Here is an 18,559-nt window from a genome sequence, read left to right as displayed (position 1 = left end):
CAGATGAGAATCTCCAGCACCCATGATGTTGCCCTGGCTTTCCTGCTGGCCCTCAGCAACAAGAAAACATCTATAGCGAAAGCGGCGTCTATCACAGGCGCCTCAACTAACCACCTGGAAAAGGTGGCGCGCAAACTCCGCAATGCCGGATTGATCAGTTCTTACCATGGTTACGGCGGTGGGTATGTGCTTAACCGACCTCACAACCAAATCACGGTAGGTGACATTTTTAGCGCTATCGGTACCGAAACAAAACGCCGCGGCTATGGCCTCTTTGATGAGATTCACCGGCGTTTGAACAACGTGGCACTTAGCGAGCTTGCGGGGGAATCAGCATGTACAGAATAACCGCAACGATTCAAAAACCTGGCGGCGGCCCGGTTGAATGGATGCGTATGTCCAAGGACAAGCTCACCCAGGAGCAATGCGCGCGCATGCTGTCCCGCAGCAAAGAAGCAGGAAGAACTGCAGAGGAAACGGTAACGCTCACGAAGTTTAAGTGCGTCGGCGTGAAGCCACCAGCAAAGAGCAAACGATGATCAGCGGGCGCCGGCCTGGCGCCTGATTTTTGTTTATCAAATTCATGCCGGCCACTTCTTTATGATTGACGAGGTAACTATGGCTAAGTTCGTGACACTGACCGCCTGGGCAGAGATGTATTACGACAACCCGCCAGCAGTCGTAACTTTACGCCGGTGGGCGCGCGACGGGAATATCTATCCGCCACCACAGCTCCACGGCAGGGAATATCGCGTAGATCCCGAGGCGTTCTATATCAAGCCCAACAAAGCCGGGGTTTCACTGGAACACCACCACCCTAACGGCAGAACCGGAAAGCGAAGCGCACTGCTGGAGCAGCTGATCGATGAGTCGAAAAAATTACGATGCTAATCTTCCAAAAAACCTGACGTATCGTAAAAAAGGGAAGTCTTTTTACTGGCGGAATCCTCTCACTAAAAAGGAGATTTCGCTGGGGCAAATAGCTCGCAGGGATGCGATAGCCCAGGCTATCGAAGCGAACAATTATATTGCGAATACGTCCTCTCCCGTCTCGCTGATAGAAAAAATCAAAGGTACCGACGTGCTCACAGTTAAAGACTGGTGTGAGCGGTATTACACATTGCTTGAGCGCCGGGATCTGGCGGCCAACACATACAAAACGAGAAAAAACCAGTTGGTAATCATTAAAGAAAGAATTGGGGGAAGGATCCTGGCCGATGTATCGACGCGGCATATTGCCGAATTTTTGGATCCTTGGATAGCGGAGGGTAAAAACACGATGGCGGCGGGAATGCGTTCCGTACTTTCGGACATGTTCAGGGAGGCAATTGTGGAAGGGCATATAAAGCAGAACCCGGTTGAGCCAACCAGGACGCCGAAAATTGAAGTAACTCGGTTGCGCCTGCAGCTAGATACGTTCAGGGCGGTTAGCTCTGCTGCTGAGCATTTTCCGGCATGGTTCCCACTGGCCATGGATCTTGCGCTGGTCACAGGGCAGCGCCGGGAGGATGTTGCGGCGATGAGGTTTAGCGCTATTTATGATGACCGGTTACACATAACACAGATGAAAACAGGCATGATGATTGCCCTACCTTTATCACTCGTTCTGCCGGCGGCTGAGCTGCGGCTCGGTACCGTGATTGACCGCTGCCGCCTGGTGAGCAGATCTGACTTTCTCATCAGCGCAGGGATCAGGAAAAACAGCCCGGAGGGAAATATACACCCGGACGGCTTAACTAAAAAATTTGTGGCCGCAAGAAAACTGGCCGGAATTGACGACGAGGATCCACCGACTTTTCACGAGATACGCAGCCTTGCTGGCCGACTGTATGAAAAATCGCATGGCGAAGAATTTGCTCAAAAGCTGCTGGGCCACACGTCAGAAAAAACGACAAAAATGTACCTGGACCCGCGCGAGAAAAGTTACGTTTTGCTGTAAATTTTCTCGGTTAGAAAAATGTTAAATCAAAAAATAGTGTGGTATAACGGGAAAAGGCCGGAATATAGAAATTCGAGTAAATTTCGAGTAATTTCGGAACGGCCTCTGTAAGTGCTTGTAATGGCTTATAAATAAAAAAAGACCGAATACGATTCCTGTATTCGGTCCAGGGAAATGGCTCTTGGGAGAGAGCCGTGCGCTAAAAGTTGGCATTAATGCAGGCTAAGTCGCCTTGCCTCTTAAGAATAGATTACCGACGCAGGTTTTCCAGTCCGCAACAAAAGTGGTCAGAAAAAAGCCGCGTTTCAGGTGACTGTTTATGCAAAAACAGCAATATCCCGTTGAGGCTATTGCTGTTTTTTTATGATAAAAATTTGTGTGGTTTTTATTCGCTACACAGCTTTTGCGCACGTTCAATGAAGGGTTCGAGACTCATCTTCTGGCCAGGATGCTGCGGATCGTCGACCTGAATCACGCTAATAGGCTGCCCGCTCGTTTTACCGCTCTTAATCTGCTGTTCGGCAATGGCGTTCAACGGATACTGCATCAGGGTGCTTGGGTTGATGGCAAACAGCGCATTCCCCGCCCTGCAGCTCAGCATCACCTCTTCACGGTTGAATGCCCAATTGTCTTTACCCACCTCAAACCGACTAACGGTGATAATTTGCGGGGCAGCAAGCGCAGAGCCCGCGCAGGCCAGCAGCAGTAAAGTCAAAATGCTCTTTTTCATGAGTCTCTCATATAACCAATTTGTGCCGTCAGAACGGCTCCCAGGTGGCGAATATGCTGACAAGCAGCAGTACCGCTACCGACAAAATCACTTCCAGCCAGGTCAGCTGAATAAAGCGCCGCTGCGCCCCGGCTTGCGCAGCGTCAAAACGAGGTACCAGCATATAGCGGTTTATAAGCGCCAGCGTCACCATCACCAGCACCAGCCCAGCCTTCAGCGCCAGTAATCGTAAATAGCCGCTTTCCAGCGGCAGCGACCAGCCCAGAATCAGCAGGCTGTTAACAACCCCGGTCACCAGCACCGCCGCCACGGCAAGGTGCCCGTAGCGTGAAAAGCGCATCATCGCCGTAATTGCCGGGCCGCGCCAGCGCGGCTTGTGCGCCATATGCATACACACCAACAGCGGAAGCAGGCCCCCAACCCACCAGGCCGCGCTCAGCAGGTGAATGGCGTGGTTGATACGCTGGAACGCGCCAAGGGCGCCATCATGCATCGCGGCGTGCCCTACTCCGGCCAGAACGATCAGCTGTGCGGCGGCAAACAGCAGCAGCAATCCCTGCATCGCGCGTGGCCCAATAAGCACCACCGCCAGCGTCACCACGGCCAGCAACAGCTGCCATATCCAGACGGATCCAAAGCGGGTGGACAGTACAGCCTGCCATACGTCCGGGGAAATCACGTCGCGCCAGCCGTCGCCCATTAGCCCGGCCTGGGCCATAAACAGCAGGCAAGCGCTGACCAGCGACAGCCAAACGGCAGGCCGCCACTGCGCCCTGAGTCGGCGTACAAGAATGGGTTTAAATCGTTGCGGAGCCAGCAGTGAACAGCAGATGGCGCTGCCAAGCAGCACCATCAATGCGGTGAAATGGACAAAACGCAGCGCGATGTAAAACGCCGACAGCATGGCGCTTACTTCACGGAGAAGTGATAGTTACCCTTGGTTTTGTGCCCGTCGACCGACACGACATGCCAGTCAACAGAATAGTCACCCGGCTTTAAGGCCTCTTCTACCGGCACAATCAGCTGTTTATTGTCGGCTTCGGCAACCTTCACTTTCCCGGTCTTCACCGCTGATTTCTGCGGGCCAGTCACGGCCACGCCGCTGAAGCCAGGCTCAACGCCTTCGGAGAAGCTCAGGGTCAGCGCCTGCGGGGACGTGGTCACGGCAGAATCAGCGGCCGGAGACTGTTGCTTCAGGTGGGCGTGAGCGAAAACGGCTGGAGAAACGGCCATAGCAGCGACAAATGCCGCGACGGTTGCGATGCGGGAGGAGATGAACGCCATATTAACTATTCCTTTTTGTTATGTGATAAGGCGGAAAGGATAACCCCGGCCCGTTATCAAGTCGAGACGGGAAAAGCTATTGTTACTTGTCATCCGGGGCGCAAAACAGTAACTTCTGCGCTGACATTGCAGGAGGATATGATGAGCTACAATCTCGCCGATTTACCCCAGGAAGAAATGGATAAAGTTAACGTCGATCTCGCCGCCGCCGGGGTTGCGTTTAAAGAGCGCTATAACATGCCCGTCGTGGCTGAAATGGTAGAGCGTGAACAGCCGGAGCATCTTCGCGGCTGGTTTCGTGAAAGGCTGATTGCCCATCGTCTGGCGTCGGTAAATTTATCCCGCTTGCCGTACGAACCGAAGCAAAAATAAAAGCTTAATATTGCCCTCGCTGCTTATAAAAGTAATTCCTGCTCAGTTCACCACTAGCTTTAGCCCATCCGTCGGAACAAGAGGTTGGCATGACAAGTTCATTGCTTTACGCTAGTGCCTGAAGCCTGTTAACGGAGCCCGAAATGCTGCGCATTATAGATACGGAAACCTGTGGATTGCAGGGTGGCGTGGTGGAAGTGGCGTCGGTCGATATCCTCGACGGCCAGATTGTGAACCCGATGAGCGACCTTGTTCGCCCAGACCGCCCGATTAGCCATCAGGCGATGGCCATCCATAAAATTACCGAAGAGATGGTGGCCGATAAACCCTGGATTGAAGACGTGATCCCCCGCTATCACGGTAGCCGTTATTATGTTGCGCACAACGCCAGCTTTGATAGCCGCATGCTGCCTGAAATGCAGGGAGACTGGATTTGTACCGTGAAGCTGGCGCGTCGCCTATGGCCGGGCATTAAATACAGCAACATGGGCCTGTATAAGTCGCTGAAGCTGCACGTGGACACGCCCGCCGGGCTGCATCATCACCGAGCGTTGTTCGACTGCTATATCACCGCAGCCCTGTTGTTAAGAATTATGGACGTGTCCGGCTGGACGCCGGAAGAAATGGTCACGATAACCGGCCGTCCGGCGCTGGTGACCACTATGATGTTTGGTAAATACCGCGGTAAGCCTATCGCGGAAATCGCCGAAGACGATCCGGGTTATCTGCGCTGGATGCTCAACAACATCAAGGAGCTAACGCCGGATCTTCGTATGACCTTAAAACATTATCTTGCCGCCAACGCGGCTGACTAGTGTGCCCGCCCTGGCAGCGTCCCCTGCGCCAGGGCTATCAGGAAAGCAAACTCCAGCGCCACGCCTTCGTAAGCTTTAAAGCGCCCCGACTTGCCGCCGTGCCCGGAGTCCATGTCCGTGCAAAGCAGCAATAGCGTATCGCCCCGCTTGTAGTCTCGCAATTTGGCGACCCACTTCGCGGGCTCCCAGTACTGCACCTGTGAATCATGCAGCCCGGTCGTCACCAGCAGATGAGGATAAGCCTGCTCGTGAACCTGGTCGTAAGGGCTGTATTGCTTCATGTAGTGATAATACTCTTCGTCCTGAGGATTGCCCCACTCTTCAAATTCACCGGTTGTGAGCGGGATCGACTCATCAAGCATCGTCGTCACGACATCGACAAACGGCACCTGGGCCACCACGCCATGGAATAATTCAGGACGCAGATTGATTGCCGCCCCCATCAGCAGGCCGCCGGCGCTCCCGCCCATGCCATAAAGCAATTTCGCATCGCCATAGCCCTGCTTAAGCAGCTCGTCACACACGTCCAGGTAGTCGTTAAAGGTGTTATTTTTTTTCAGGTACTTACCGTCTTCGTACCACTGCTGCCCCAGCTCGCCGCCGCCGCGAACGTGGGCTATCGCATACACAAAACCTCTGTCCAGCAGGCTCAAACGGCTGCCGCTGAAATCCGCATCCATGCTGCTGCCGTAAGACCCGTAGCCATAGACCAGCAGAGGACTTTTCCCCCGGCGAAAATGCTTGCGGTGGTAAACCAGCGAAACCGGCACCTGCACCCCATCCCTGGCCGTCACCCACAGATGTTCACTGCGGTAGTTGCTGGCCTCAAAACCGGCAACATGGGTTTGTTTGATGACCTTCCGTTCACCGCTGTCCATATCCAGCTCGAAGAGCGTATCCGGCGTAGTCATTGAGGAGTAGCCGTAACGCAAGTGAGAAGTTTCGGGCTCGGGATTGTAGCCAAGCCAGGTGACATAGGCCGGATCGTCAAAAGCAATACCGGTGGACTCGCGCGTATGGCGATTAATCTGGCGCAGGCTGGTTAGCCCCTGCTGTCGCTCTTCAACCACCAGCCAGTCGCGAAACAGCGTAAAGTCCTCGAGCATGACCTGCTCCCGCGCGGCAATAAGCGTTTCCCACTGCTTCTCATCCCGGACGGTGCTGCGGTAAAGACCGAAATTTTTGCCGTCTTTGTTAGAGCGAATGTAGAAACCGTGCTGATAGTGATCGACCGTATATTCATGATCTTTCCGGCGAGGCGTAAACACGTGAGGCTCGGCGTCAGCAAGCTCTGCATCCAGCAACAAAACCTCACTCGTCGTCGCGCTGGCAAGATGGATGACAACAAAATGCTGCGAGGTCGTTTTATGCAGGCTGACGTAAAAAGCGTCATCTTTCTCTTCATACACCAGTTGATCGTCGGCAACCGGGTGGCCAGGCGTGTGCCGCCAGACCTGATAAGGCAGCAAGGTTTTGGGGTGTTTTCGCACGTAGTAAAGCGTGACGGAGTCATTTGCCCAGACAAAACTGGTCGAGACGTTTTCAAGCAGCTCAGGATACCAGTTTCCGGTTTTTAAATTGCGCAGGCGCAGACCAAACTGGCGGCGAGACAGGTAATCCTCCGCCAGCGCCATAACGGTATTATCCGCCGTGATAGCAAGCCCGCCCATGGTGTAGAACTCGCTGTGGGCGGCGCGCTGGTTGGCATCCAGCAGAACTTCCCAGCCCTCCCACTCTTCGCGAACCGCAGACTGCCGTTGATAAATCGCGTACTCATTTCCCTTCTCGTAAACCTGACGGTAGCGGAAGCCGTTTTTCACATAGGGCGCAGAAACATCGTGAGGTGGAACACGAGCTATCATCTCTTTGAGCAATTGATCCTGCAGGGCTCGCTGGCTCTCCATGATTTTTTTGCCGTAGTCGTTTTCCAGTTCGAGGTACGCCAGGACTTCGGGATCGGCACGGTCATCATCACGTAGCCAATAGTAGTTATCCAGGCGGGTATCGCCATGAAGCGTCATAGCGTGAGGAATTTTTTTGGCTTTGGGTGGCATCACTTTCAACATTTTCCGTTTAACACCCCGTAAGGGTGGCAAATTCAGCCGAGCTTGCAAGCGGAACCTGAAGGATTAAAAGAAAAAGCCGGGCAGAACCCGGCAGATTGGGAATCAGAGGGATTAAACCGGGAGCGCCTGTTTTTGCTGCTGAAGATCCTGCTCGATGCCTGCCCGGACATCCTGAGGAATGTTTAACGCATCACCCAACGCGCTCAGATAGCTGCGCTCCATAAAGTGATCGATATCGATGGCGGTGCAGCTCAGGTAATAAATCTCCAGCGCCTCTTCCTCGTTTCTAACGCCCTGAGCAAGCAGCTGTGGATCTAAAGGCCTGTCGATGGCCCGCTCGACCAGCGCTTTGCCTTCACCCTCGATGCCCACTTCACGCAGCTGCTGTTCGATAAACTGACGCTCCTTCGCGTCAATATGGCCGTCGCTTTTGGCGGCAAAGACCAAAGCCGTGATCAGCCGTTCAGTTCGAACATCAACCGACGAGTGCGGCTCGCTATAACCCGCAGTAGCAGGCTGATTCTGGCGAACCCGCTCTTTGTATTTGTTCCATAGCACGCTACCGGCGACGGCCCCGCCGCCAACCAATAAGGCGCTGGTGCCGTATTTAGTTAGCAGTTTGCGCGAGGATTTGCTTGCCAGCAGTAACCCGGCTAATCCGCCCAGCGCCCCCGGCACCAGAAGCTTGCTAAGCCCTTCCGGGCCAGCACCGGCCGCAGGCTGCGAAGAGTGTTGGGAGGAGGTAGATTGCCCCAGTAAAGACTGAAGCTGCTGTAACCAGTTATTCATGACGGGTACCTTTTGTTGGCTTAACTCGTCGAGAGTAGGCCACGGGACGTCAAGAAACGTCGGTCAGCGCTAAAGATGGGAAAAGAATAGCGCCGGCGGCCCGGCGCATGCAGCAAAAATTACGCTGCTTTAGTCCGTTTACGTCCAGGGTGTTCGCTGACGTTATCTTCCGCAGCCGGCACTTGCTCAGCCTCAGTAGCTTCTGTTTCAGGCTCAGCCGGATTTAACTGTGGCTCCGGTAGCTTGCCGTTTTTCAGCACGCCCGCCAGCAGATCCTTGTTTTCCGCCATCCACATTGCCAGGGTATCGTTTTGCCCTTCCTCAAGCGTAAGCGGGCTTTGCTGCAGCCATTCGCCAAGCACTTCGGCCAGATCCAGCATTTTGTCGTAAGCGTCAGCGTCCTTTTTACTGGCAAAGGCCATTTTTTCTTGTCCCTCTCTCACCACCACGTATTTAATCTCGACCGCCATTTTGCAGCTCCGTTTCACCTGTTTATTTATCCAGTATATCGCCAATCATTTTATCACACAAGCCGTAAAGCCGCTGCCAACGCAAACGTTTTCGTTTATACTGCCGCGGTCTTTTTCTTTGTTAAGGCTAAATCACATGTCAACGTTGGGAACAGCTCTGCGCCCGGCAGCTACGCGAGTTATGCTGCTGGGTTCCGGTGAATTGGGTAAAGAAGTGGCCATTGAATGTCAGCGTCTCGGGGTTGAAGTTATCGCCGTTGACCGCTATGCGAATGCCCCTGCGATGCACGTTGCGCACCGCAGCCATGTCATCAATATGCTGGATGCCGCTGCATTAAAAGCGCTCGTCGCCGCCGAAATGCCCGATTTTATCGTTCCTGAAATTGAAGCCATTGCCACCGATGCCCTGCTGGAACTTGAAGCGCAGGGTCAGCGCGTGGTGCCCTGCGCTCGTGCGACTAAGCTGACCATGAACCGCGAAGGTATTCGCCGCCTGGCCGCAGAAGAGCTTCAGTTGCCAACCTCCTCCTACCGCTTTGCCGATAGCGAAGAGGCTTTCCAGCAGGCCGTCCAGGAGATTGGCCTGCCTTGTATTGTCAAACCGGTGATGAGTTCATCCGGTAAAGGCCAAAGCTTTATTCGCACCGCCGACCAGTTGGCGAAAGCATGGGAGTACGCGCAGCTTGGCGGGCGCGCCGGTAAAGGCCGCGTGATCGTTGAAGGCGTGGTCAATTTTGATTTTGAAATCACCCTGCTGACCATCAGCGCCGTCGACGGCGTGCATTTCTGCGCGCCAATTGGCCATCGACAGGAAGAGGGCGACTACCGCGAGTCATGGCAGCCACAGCAGATGAGCGATATCGCGCTGGCAAGATCGAAAGAGATTGCGGAGAAAGTGGTCACCGCGCTGGGCGGCCACGGTCTGTTTGGCGTTGAGCTGTTCGTTTGCGGTGATGAGGTGATTTTCAGCGAAGTCTCCCCTCGCCCGCACGATACCGGCATGGTGACGCTGATTTCGCAGGATCTCTCTGAGTTTGCCCTGCACGTTCGCGCCTTCCTCGGCCTGCCCGTCGGAGAGATTCGCCAGTATGGTCCGGCTGCGTCGGCGGTTATCCTGCCCGAACTGCACAGCGACAACGTTAAGTTCAGCAACGTGGGCGCTGCGCTGGGCGGGGGTTTACAGGTTCGCCTGTTTGGCAAGCCGGAAATCGCCGGTAAACGCCGTATGGGCGTGGCGCTGGCAACCGGGAACAACGTCGATGAAGCTATCGCCCGCGCCGTGGCATCTGCCGCGCAGGTGAAGGTAGAAGGCTAAAAAAAAATCGCCCCCAGGTGAGAGCGATTTAATCATTGAGCCCCGCTAAACTGGACTGACCCCATAAAGTTGGACAGTTCATGTTAAGCGGCTATCGGGGTCTGGGTTCGGTATTCTACCGGACTCAGGCCTTTTAATTTCAGACTGATCCGCTCGTTGTTATAGTAATGGATATAGTCCTCTATCGCCTTCCTCAGTTCATTCAGATCGCTGAACCTGTTCAGGTAAAAACACTCCGATTTCAGTGTGCCGAAGAAGTTCTCCATCACCGCATTATCCAGACAGTTTCCTTTGCGCGACATACTTTGTGTCATGCCCTGTGCCTTTAACCTTGCCTGATAGCCTGCCATTCGATATTGCCAGCCCTGATCCGTGTGCAGCAAGGGGCTATCTTCCGGGCTGAGCTTCAGGAACGCATCGCGCAGCATGCTATTAACCATCTCCATCACCGGCCTTTCCGACAGGCTGTAGGAGATAATCTCCCGGTTAAACAGATCGAGAACCGGCGACAGATACAGCTTTTTACCCTGTACTGAGAACTCGGTGACATCCGTGACCCATTTTTCGTTGGCTTTCGATGCCCCGAAGTTCCGGCCCAGGATATTGGGTGCAGCCTTGCCCACTTCCCCTTTCCAGGCACGATATTTCTTCACCCTTATCAGAGAGCGGAGCGACAGTTCTGCCATCAGCCGCTGTACAGTTTTATGGTTCACCAGCAGACCCTGCCTTCTCAGCGAGAGCGTGATCCTGCGGTAGCCATAACGCCCTTTGTGATAGTGATAAATCTCTCTGATTTTGGCTTTCAGCCCGGCATGCCTGTCTGCTCGCTTCAGCGCATTGATATTGTGATACCACGTACTGCGGGACATGCCCGCTGCACGAAGAAGATCACTGAGCGCATACTCCAGCCTTAGTTCGTTGATTATTGCGGCTTTCCGCCGTTTTTCTCGCTTTGAACTAAGGCCTTCAGCTTTTTTAGATAGGCATTCTCTGCTCGCAGGTAACGAAGTTCAGCCCGCAACTCTTCGGGAGATAACTTATCCAGCGCAGCATCGGTAAGTGGAGGTGTTTTTTTGGGTTTTGTCATGTCCTTGCTCCGGCCAGGTTTTATGCTCAGAAGTCCTTTTTCACCTGCGTCTTTGTAGACATTCACCCAGTGCCGGACAACGGTTTCAGTGGAGATATTAAACCGTGCGGCAGCTTCGCGCATCGAAAGTTCTTCAGCGAGAACCGTGCGTACGACAGCAATCCGGAACGCCGGAGAATGGCGGTCATTTTTCCAGGTAATGCCATCAATACCGTGGAGTTGCCAGGCTCTTACCCAGCGTCGCACTGATGTTCTTTCAACACCAAAACGTTCAGCGGTACGATGTGTTCCATCTTTTCCGGCAAGGTAGTGTTTGACTACAGCTAATCTGGTTTCGAGGGAATATTTTGGCTTTGCCATAAAAAACTGCACCTTACTCAGTTGGGTGTCCAACTTTTGGGGTGCAGTCCAAAACATGGGGCTTTTTTATGGCTTACAGCTTAGCGCCTTCCACGGCTTCGCGGGCAAGCTTAGTGATGCGATCATAGTCGCCCGCTTCCAGCGCGTCTGCCGGCACCAGCCAGGAGCCGCCGATGCACAGCACGCTTTTCAGCGCCAGGTAGTCACGGTAGTTAGCCGGTGAGATACCGCCGGTTGGGCAGAAACGTACCTGAGAGAACGGGCCAGCAATAGCCTGCAGCGCTTTGGTGCCGCCGTTGGCTTCCGCAGGGAAGAATTTAAACTCTTTCAGGCCGTAGTCCATACCCAGCATCAGTTCAGAAACGGTGCTGATACCCGGGATCAGCGGAATGCTGCCTTCGGTAGCGGCTTTCAGCAGCGGCTCGGTCAGCCCCGGGCTGATGGCGAACTGCGCGCCCGCTTCGGTCACTTCTGCCAGCTGCTGTGGGTTCAGCACGGTACCCGCCCCGATAATCGCGTCAGGCACTTCTTTCGCAATCGCGCGAATGGCATCGATAGCGCAGGCGGTACGCAGCGTAACTTCCAGCACGCGAACGCCACCTGCAACCAACGCTTTTGCCATCGGCACGGCATGTTCCAGCTTGTTAATGACGATAACCGGCACGACCGGGCCAGTTTTCAGGATCTGTTCTGCTGTTGTTTTCCAATTTTTCATCTGAGCGCCTCTTAGCCAGTTTTAATCTGTTTTCCGTGGGGCATTGCCGCCACGGGCTTAAAATTTAATGCAGGTTGCGCCTTGTTCAGCGCCCGAAAGCTGTTCGCGCAGGGCGCCAAATAGCTCACGTCCGGTCCCTACACGCTCGGCGCTGAGATCCGGGTGATAAGCGGTGCGCGCCGCAAGTACGGCGTCATCAACCAGCAGCGTCAGCTCGCCGGTTTGGCCGTTAACGCGAATAATGTCACCTTCCTGCACCTTCGCCAGAAGCCCGCCATCGTAGGCTTCAGGGGTGACGTGGATTGCAGAAGGAACCTTACCTGAGGCGCCGGACAGTCTTCCGTCCGTCACCAGAGCAATTTTGAAACAGCGGTCCAATAATACTCCAAGCGGCGGCATAAGTTTATGCAATTCTGGCATGCCGTTCGCTTTTGGCCCCTGATGGCGCACCACGACAACGCAGTCACGGTCCAGCTTGCCGGCTTCAAACGCCGGTAAAACGTCATGCTGGCTTTCAAAAATAACCGCAGGCGCTTCAATTACCTGGTTTTCTACCGGCACCGCTGAGGTTTTCATCACCGCACGGCCCAGGTTCCCGCTCAGCACTTTGGTCCCGCCGTGACGGGAGAATGGTTTTTCCATGGTGGCGATAACGTCGGCGTCCAGCGGCTCACTGGCACCTTCACGCCAGGCAAGCTGGCCGTTGTCGAGCCACGGCTCCATGGTGTAATGGTGCAGGCCAAAACCGGCCACGGTATTAACGTCTTCGTGCAGCAGGCCGCCTTTCAGCAACTCGCGCATCAGCACCGGTACGCCGCCCGCCGCCTGGAAGTGGTTAATGTCCGCCGGGCCGTTCGGGTATAAGCGCGCCAACAGCGGCACAATTTCGGAGATGTCGGAGAAGTCATCCCAGTTGATGACGATCCCCGCAGCTCGAGCCATCGCCACGAGGTGCATGGTGTGGTTCGTCGAGCCGCCGGTAGCCAGCAGCGCAACAATGCCGTTCACCACCACCTTCTCATCGATCATTTTCCCAAGAGGCATCCATTCGTTGCCGTTGCCGGTCAGGCGAGTCACCTGGCGGGCGGCAGCATCCGTCAGCGCGTGGCGCAGCTCGGCATCAGGCTGAACAAAGGAAGAACCCGGCAGCTGCATGCCCATGAACTCAACCACCATCTGGTTGGTATTCGCCGTGCCGTAGAAGGTACAGGTTCCCGGCGCATGGTAAGAAGCGGCTTCCGCCTCCAGCAGCGCCAGCCTGTCCACTTTGCCTTCGGCATAAAGCTGGCGAATGCGGACCTTTTCTTTATTCGGCAGGCCGCTGGCCATCGGGCCTGATGGCACGAAAAGCGCAGGTAAATGACCAAACGACAGCGCGGCCATGGTCAGCCCCGGAACAATTTTGTCGCATACGCCGAGGTAAAGAGCACCGTCAAACATGTTATGGGAAAGGCCAACGGCGGTAGACATGGCAATCACTTCACGGCTCAGCAGCGAAAGCTCCATACCATCCTGCCCCTGGGTAACCCCGTCGCACATCGCCGGTACGCCGCCCGCAACCTGCCCCACGGCGCCCACGGAGTGCAGCGCTTTGCGGATTTGCTCAGGATAATGCTCATACGGCTGATGCGCGGACAGCATGTCGTTGTAGGAGGTAACGATCGCAATATTGTTACGCAACATGCTTTTCAGCGCCGCCTTATCGTCCGGCTGGCAGGCAGCGAAACCATGCGCCAGGTTACCGCAGGCAAGTTCCGAGCGGTGAACCGTGTTGCTCCTGGCTTTCTCAATGCGTGCCAGATAAGCTTCGCGCGTTGGGCGGGAGCGTTCGATAATACGCGATGTTACCCGTAACAAATTTGGATGCATAAAAGTTCCTCAGAAAGTGGCTGTTCCCCCGCGCTACTATCATCATGTTCCGGGCGGCTGAAAATAGCCTTGTAGCCCATCAATCTTGACTGTCGGGAGCAAAATCGCTTCAGCTAGTGTAAATAAAAAAGCCCCGCGGGTGAATCCACGCGGGGCTATTATTCATAAAAAACTATGCCACTTCTGTGTTAGATCATGTTACCGGTAAAATGAGATGTGTTTGTTATCACCTTTTTACCGGCAACGCGCTCCAGATGTTACTCAAATTCGTTCCAGGAGTGCCCGTCACGGGTAATCATCGCCACGGAAGCCACCGGCCCCCAGGTTCCTGCCTGATAAGGTTTCGGGGCGTCGTTATCCGCAGCCCAGGCTTCGGTGATGGAGTCGACCCATTTCCACGCCTCTTCCACTTCATCGCGGCGAACGAACAGCGCCTGAATGCCCCGCATGGTTTCCAGCAGCAGGCGTTCATAGGCATCCGCCAGATGAGATTCGTTGAAGGTCTCGGAATAGCTCAGATCAAGTTTGGTCGTCTGCAGGTTATGCTTATGCTCCAGGCCCGGAACTTTGTTCAGGATCTGGATATCCACGCCTTCGTCCGGCTGCAGACGAATGGTCAGCTTGTTCTGCGGCAATTCCTGCCAGGAGTCTTTAAACAGATTCAGCGCAGGGTTTTTGAAATAAACCACGACTTCAGAGCATTTGGTTGGCAGACGTTTCCCGGTACGCAGGTAGAACGGCACGCCGGCCCAGCGCCAGTTATCGATATCCACGCGGATAGCCACGAAGGTTTCCGTTGCGCTGGCTTTGTTAGCGCCCTCTTCTTCGAGGTAGCCCGGCACTTTTTTGCCCTGCGCGAAGCCCGCGGTGTACTGACCACGCACGGTTTTGTCACGCACGTTGGTGCGGTCAATGCGGCGCAGCGACTGCAGAACCTTCACCTTCTCATCGCGGATGTGGTCCGCGGTCAGGTCAGACGGTGGAGACATGGCAATCATGCACAGGATCTGCAACAGGTGGTTCTGGATCATGTCGCGCATCTGCCCGGCCTGATCGAAGTAACCCCAACGCCCTTCAATCCCCACTTCCTCGGCCACGGTGATTTCTACGTGATCGATGGTGCGGTTATCCCAGTTGTTGGCAAACAGGGAGTTGGCAAAACGCAGCGCCAGCAGGTTAAGAACGGTTTCTTTACCCAGATAGTGGTCGATGCGGTAAACCTGGCACTCTTCGAAGAACTCGCCGACCTGGTCATTGATTTCCTGAGAAGTTTCGAGGGAGGTCCCCAGCGGTTTTTCCATCACCACGCGAGCAGGTTTTGCATTCAGCTTCGCCTTGCCTAACCCTTTGCAGATAGCGCCGAAGGTGCTTGGCGGCATCGCGAAGTAGTTGATGGTGACGCGGTTCTGCTGGTCCAGCATTTTGCCCAGCTTGGTGAAAGCAGAGGTATCGTTAACGTCCAGGTTACAGAAATCCAGACGACCGCTCAGTTTTTCCCACAGGCTCTCGTCAATCTTCTCTTTCATGAAGGTTTCGAGAGCTTCGCGCACCACTTTGGTGTATGCCTCTTTATCCCAGTCTGCACGGCCAACACCAAGAATGCGGGTTTCCGGGTGGATTTGACCTGCTTTTTCCAGCTGATACAGGGATGGCAACAGTTTTCGGCGCGCCAGGTCGCCTTTTGCACCGAAAATGACCAGATCGCACGCCTGGGCCGTTTGCGTTACCGCCATGTTTGTCTCCTCGTTTCGGATATCCCGGCTTTTACCGGCCCTCGGGGGCGCGGATAGCATTAAGCCAGGCAAGTCTTGTAATTTTATTACGCTGCAATGTACTGCTTTTGCTGAATTGAGGACAACCGTTAACCCCGGTTTGACCGCCTCAATTGCTAACTTTTCCCACAATGCCGCACTAAAGCGTCATTCAATGGCGTTTTTTTACACAATGTAACCGTTGCCAAAGTTAGACACCGATCATGTAATGAAAAAAAACAACAACATTACCCGAGCAACTCGCCCTTTCACATTTTAGCCAGAGTATATTCTTGCTAAATCGGCCCACGATTTCTTCTTTTACTGAAATCGCTAAAACCCATGAGTGCCCGCCTTTATGAATATGCTGGAAAAAATCCAGTCACAGCTGGAACACCTTAGCAAATCGGAACGCAAAGTCGCAGAAGTGATTCTCGCCACACCTCAGGATGCCATTCACTCAAGCATCGCCACGCTCGCCCGCAGTGCAGACGTCAGTGAACCCACAGTAAACCGCTTCTGCCGCCGCCTGGAAACCAAAGGCTTCCCGGATTTTAAACTGCATTTAGCCCAGAGTCTGGCGAATGGCACGCCGTATGTAAACCGGAATGTTGATGAAGATGATAGCGTCGAGTCCTACACCGGTAAGATATTTGAGTCCGCGATGGCAGGCCTTGACAGGGTTCGCCAGTCGCTGGATATGTCAGCCGTTAATCGCGCCGTCGATCTGCTGACCCAGGCAAAGAAAATCGCCTTCTTTGGGCTTGGATCTTCTGCCGCCGTCGCCCACGACGCCACCAATAAATTCTTCCGCTTCAACGTACCGGTAATTTACTCAGATGACGTTGTTATGCAACGTATGAGCTGTATGAATTGTACTGAACAGGACGTTGTGGTGCTGATATCCCACACCGGGCGGACTAAAAACCTGGTCGAACTCGCCCAGCTCGCCCGTGAAAACGATGCCATTGTGCTCGCCATCACCTCTGAGGGGAGCCCCCTTGCCCGCGAGGCCACGCTTTCGCTGCTGCTTGATGTGCCTGAAGACACCGATATCTATATGCCAATGGTGTCTCGCCTCGCGCAGTTAACCGTTATTGACGTGCTGGCAACGGGCTTTACTTTGCGCAGAGGGGCAAAATTCAGGGATAACTTGAAGCGAGTCAAGGAAGCGCTCAAAGAATCGCGCTTTGATAAACAACGCCATCTCTCAGGCGATGAACATTAATTTTTGATAACAAAGTTGTAACTTATTAGGCTGTTCGGTTACGTTGTCATGGGGGCTCACAGCACACCCTGACCTACCGAGTTTTGTTCACGCAACACCAAGTTGTTTCAGTCAACGGAGTAATACATGTCCAGACGGCTACGTAGAACCAAAATCGTTACCACTTTAGGCCCGGCAACCGACCGCGATAATAATTTAGAAAAGATTATTGCCGCCGGTGCTAACGTGGTGCGCATGAACTTCTCCCACGGTTCACCCGAAGATCACCAGCTGCGTGCGGATAAAGTGCGTGAGATTGCCGCAAAACTGGGGCGCCACGTGGCGATTCTCGGTGATTTGCAGGGGCCAAAAATTCGCGTATCTACCTTCAAAGAAGGCAAAGTTTTCCTTAACCTGGGCGACAAATTCCTGCTGGATGCCAACCTGGGTAAAGGTGAAGGCGACAAAGAGAAAGTCGGTATCGACTATAAAGGCCTGCCGGCCGACGTCGTGCCTGGCGATATTCTGCTGCTTGATGATGGCCGCGTTCAGCTCAAAGTGCTGGAAGTTCATGGCCTGAAAGTGTTTACCGAAGTGACCGTAGGCGGCCCACTGTCCAACAACAAAGGGATCAACAAGCTGGGCGGCGGCCTGTCGGCCGAAGCGCTGACGGATAAAGACAAAGCGGACATCGTGACCGCGGCCAAAATCGGCGTTGATTACCTTGCTGTCTCCTTCCCTCGCTGCGGCGAAGACCTGAACTACGCTCGCCGCCTGGCGCGTGACGCGGGCTGTGATGCAAAAATTGTTGCTAAAGTAGAACGCGCGGAAGCCGTTTGCGATGAAGCAGCAATGGACGACATTATTCTCGCCTCTGACGTGGTCATGGTTGCACGTGGTGACCTGGGCGTAGAGATCGGTGACCCGGAGCTGGTCGGTATCCAGAAGACCCTGATTCGCCGCGCCCGTAAGCTGAACCGCGCCGTGATCACTGCGACCCAGATGATGGAGTCGATGATAACCAACCCAATGCCAACCCGTGCAGAAGTCATGGACGTGGCAAACGCCGTACTTGACGGTACCGATGCGGTGATGCTGTCGGCGGAAACCGCCGCTGGCCAGTACCCGGCTGAAACGGTCGCGGCTATGGCGCGCGTTTGCCTGGGTGCGGAAAAAATCCCAAGCATCAACGTGTCTAAACACCGCCTGGACGTGCAGTTCGATAACGTGGAAGAAGCCATTGCGATGTCCGCGATGTATGCCGCTAACCACCTGAAAGGGGTTACCGCTATCATCTCGATGACGGAGTCCGGGCGTACCGCGCTGATGACGTCTCGTATCAGCTCCGGCCTGCCTATCTTTGCGCTGTCCCGTCACGAACGTACGCTGAACCTGACCTCGCTGTACCGCGGCGTAACGCCGGTCTACTTTGATAGCGTGAACGAAGGCGTTGTCGCCGCAAGCGATGCGGTAAACCTGCTGCGCGATAAGGGCTATCTGATCTCCGGCGACCTGGTCATCGTGACCCAGGGCGACGTGATGAGCACCATCGGCACCACCAACACTACCCGCATCCTCTGCGTGGAATAATCTACGCACACCCTAACCGGGTAACCCCGACAAAGCCGCGACATCCCGTTGCGGCTTTTTTATTTCCCGCACCGACGCCTGCCGGTATATCCACACTGAGTTCATCGTTTTAAATTTATAGCCCATTTAAATGATACGTTATAACATAACAATTTACATGGCGTAATCAGACCTTACATATCGCCAATTTCTGAACAGGC

At 54.4% G+C, this 18,559-nt stretch carries 19 protein-coding genes; 9 read left to right on the top strand and 10 right to left on the bottom strand.

Translation table 11 applies throughout. From position 1 onward, the window contains the following. Positions 1 to 3: 3 nt before the first annotated feature. From JT31_RS21310 to JT31_RS21295, 4 genes are all read left to right on the top strand, one after another. Positions 4 to 348, top strand: a complete 345-nt coding sequence (locus tag JT31_RS21310; RefSeq protein ID WP_052049037.1) for an RrF2 family transcriptional regulator — start codon at positions 4 to 6, stop codon at positions 346 to 348. Next, positions 336 to 539: a DUF1187 family protein gene (locus JT31_RS21305; protein WP_038481880.1), complete on the top strand. Its 204-nt coding sequence runs from the start codon at positions 336 to 338 to the stop codon at positions 537 to 539. The genes JT31_RS21310 and JT31_RS21305 overlap by 13 nt, the downstream gene beginning before the upstream one ends. Before the next feature lie 79 nt (positions 540 to 618). Next, entirely contained in the window at positions 619 to 891 is a 273-nt protein-coding gene (locus JT31_RS21300; RefSeq protein WP_038483436.1) for an excisionase, read from the top strand. Continuing rightward, on the top strand, positions 866 to 1,939 hold the full coding sequence (locus JT31_RS21295; RefSeq protein ID WP_038481877.1) for a site-specific integrase: 1,074 nt from the start codon (positions 866 to 868) through the stop codon (positions 1,937 to 1,939). Before JT31_RS21300 ends, JT31_RS21295 begins: the two co-directional genes overlap by 26 nt. Positions 1,940 to 2,324: 385 nt before the next feature. Here the strand turns inward: JT31_RS21295 and JT31_RS21290 are convergent, their stop codons facing one another. Genes JT31_RS21290 through yobA form a run of 3 tightly spaced genes read right to left on the bottom strand, consistent with a single transcriptional unit; the run spans position 2,325 to position 3,953 of the window. After that, entirely contained in the window at positions 2,325 to 2,669 is a 345-nt protein-coding gene (locus JT31_RS21290) for a YebY family protein (protein ID WP_038481874.1), read from the bottom strand. A gap of 28 nt (positions 2,670 to 2,697) precedes the next feature. Then, positions 2,698 to 3,573, bottom strand: a complete 876-nt coding sequence (gene copD, locus JT31_RS21285; protein WP_038481871.1) for a copper homeostasis membrane protein CopD — start codon at positions 3,571 to 3,573, stop codon at positions 2,698 to 2,700. Positions 3,574 to 3,578: 5 nt separating this feature from the next. Further along, positions 3,579 to 3,953, bottom strand: a complete 375-nt coding sequence (yobA, locus tag JT31_RS21280; protein ID WP_038481868.1) for a CopC domain-containing protein YobA — start codon at positions 3,951 to 3,953, stop codon at positions 3,579 to 3,581. A 141-nt stretch (positions 3,954 to 4,094) separates the two neighbouring features. Between yobA and JT31_RS21275 the strand changes: the two genes are divergently transcribed. Further along, positions 4,095 to 4,325, top strand: a complete 231-nt coding sequence (locus JT31_RS21275) for a DNA polymerase III subunit theta (protein WP_167549833.1) — start codon at positions 4,095 to 4,097, stop codon at positions 4,323 to 4,325. Between the two features lie 143 nt (positions 4,326 to 4,468). Next, on the top strand, positions 4,469 to 5,140 hold the full coding sequence (exoX, locus tag JT31_RS21270) for an exodeoxyribonuclease X (RefSeq protein WP_038481862.1): 672 nt from the start codon (positions 4,469 to 4,471) through the stop codon (positions 5,138 to 5,140). Here exoX and ptrB read toward each other — a convergent pair. The 3 genes from ptrB to JT31_RS21255 form a co-directional block, all read right to left on the bottom strand. Next, positions 5,137 to 7,194, bottom strand: a complete 2,058-nt coding sequence (ptrB, locus tag JT31_RS21265) for an oligopeptidase B (RefSeq protein ID WP_038483433.1) — start codon at positions 7,192 to 7,194, stop codon at positions 5,137 to 5,139. The genes exoX and ptrB overlap by 4 nt on opposite strands. A gap of 123 nt (positions 7,195 to 7,317) precedes the next feature. After that, positions 7,318 to 7,995: a tellurite resistance TerB family protein gene (locus JT31_RS21260; protein ID WP_038481860.1), complete on the bottom strand. Its 678-nt coding sequence runs from the start codon at positions 7,993 to 7,995 to the stop codon at positions 7,318 to 7,320. A 119-nt stretch (positions 7,996 to 8,114) separates the two neighbouring features. Then, the gene (locus JT31_RS21255; protein ID WP_038481857.1) at positions 8,115 to 8,465 is read right to left on the bottom strand and encodes a YebG family protein; all 351 of its coding nucleotides are present in this window, start codon (positions 8,463 to 8,465) and stop codon (positions 8,115 to 8,117) included. Positions 8,466 to 8,601: 136 nt separating this feature from the next. Between JT31_RS21255 and purT the strand changes: the two genes are divergently transcribed. Then, positions 8,602 to 9,780 carry a formate-dependent phosphoribosylglycinamide formyltransferase gene (purT, locus tag JT31_RS21250; RefSeq protein ID WP_038481854.1) on the top strand — a complete coding sequence of 393 codons (1,179 nt, stop codon included), beginning with the start codon at positions 8,602 to 8,604 and terminating at the stop codon, positions 9,778 to 9,780. An 83-nt stretch (positions 9,781 to 9,863) separates the two neighbouring features. Here the strand turns inward: purT and JT31_RS23810 are convergent. The 4 genes from JT31_RS23810 to zwf all read right to left on the bottom strand — a co-directional run bounded on the left by JT31_RS23810 (position 9,864) and on the right by zwf (position 15,544). Continuing rightward, positions 9,864 to 11,227, bottom strand: a protein-coding gene (locus tag JT31_RS23810) for an IS3 family transposase (protein ID WP_144244011.1) whose coding sequence is annotated in 2 segments (ribosomal slippage) — positions 9,864 to 10,750 and positions 10,750 to 11,227 — 1,365 coding nt in all. Because the reading frame shifts where the segments join, the coding sequence is not laid out codon by codon here. Positions 11,228 to 11,300: 73 nt separating this feature from the next. After that, on the bottom strand, positions 11,301 to 11,942 hold the full coding sequence (kdgA, locus tag JT31_RS21235) for a bifunctional 4-hydroxy-2-oxoglutarate aldolase/2-dehydro-3-deoxy-phosphogluconate aldolase (RefSeq protein ID WP_038481851.1): 642 nt from the start codon (positions 11,940 to 11,942) through the stop codon (positions 11,301 to 11,303). Between the two features lie 57 nt (positions 11,943 to 11,999). Then, complete coding sequence (gene edd, locus JT31_RS21230; RefSeq protein ID WP_038481848.1) at positions 12,000 to 13,811, bottom strand: phosphogluconate dehydratase; 1,812 nt, start codon at positions 13,809 to 13,811, stop codon at positions 12,000 to 12,002. 257 nt (positions 13,812 to 14,068) lie between these two features. Continuing rightward, a complete protein-coding gene (gene zwf, locus JT31_RS21225; protein WP_038481845.1) occupies positions 14,069 to 15,544 on the bottom strand; it encodes a glucose-6-phosphate dehydrogenase in 1,476 nt (491 codons plus the stop codon). Positions 15,545 to 15,920: 376 nt separating this feature from the next. Between zwf and JT31_RS21220 the strand changes: the two genes are divergently transcribed. After that, complete coding sequence (locus JT31_RS21220) at positions 15,921 to 16,790, top strand: MurR/RpiR family transcriptional regulator (RefSeq protein ID WP_038481843.1); 870 nt, start codon at positions 15,921 to 15,923, stop codon at positions 16,788 to 16,790. A 126-nt stretch (positions 16,791 to 16,916) separates the two neighbouring features. After that, the gene (gene pyk / locus JT31_RS21215; RefSeq protein WP_038481840.1) at positions 16,917 to 18,359 is read left to right on the top strand and encodes a pyruvate kinase; all 1,443 of its coding nucleotides are present in this window, start codon (positions 16,917 to 16,919) and stop codon (positions 18,357 to 18,359) included. Positions 18,360 to 18,559: the final 200 nt, after the last annotated feature.

It is taken from the genome of Cedecea neteri, from assembly GCF_000757825.1.
Classification (GTDB): domain Bacteria; phylum Pseudomonadota; class Gammaproteobacteria; order Enterobacterales; family Enterobacteriaceae; genus Cedecea; species Cedecea selenatireducens.
The sequence above is the reverse complement of the archived record's forward strand: the minus strand, read 5'-3'. Positions and strand labels throughout refer to the sequence as shown.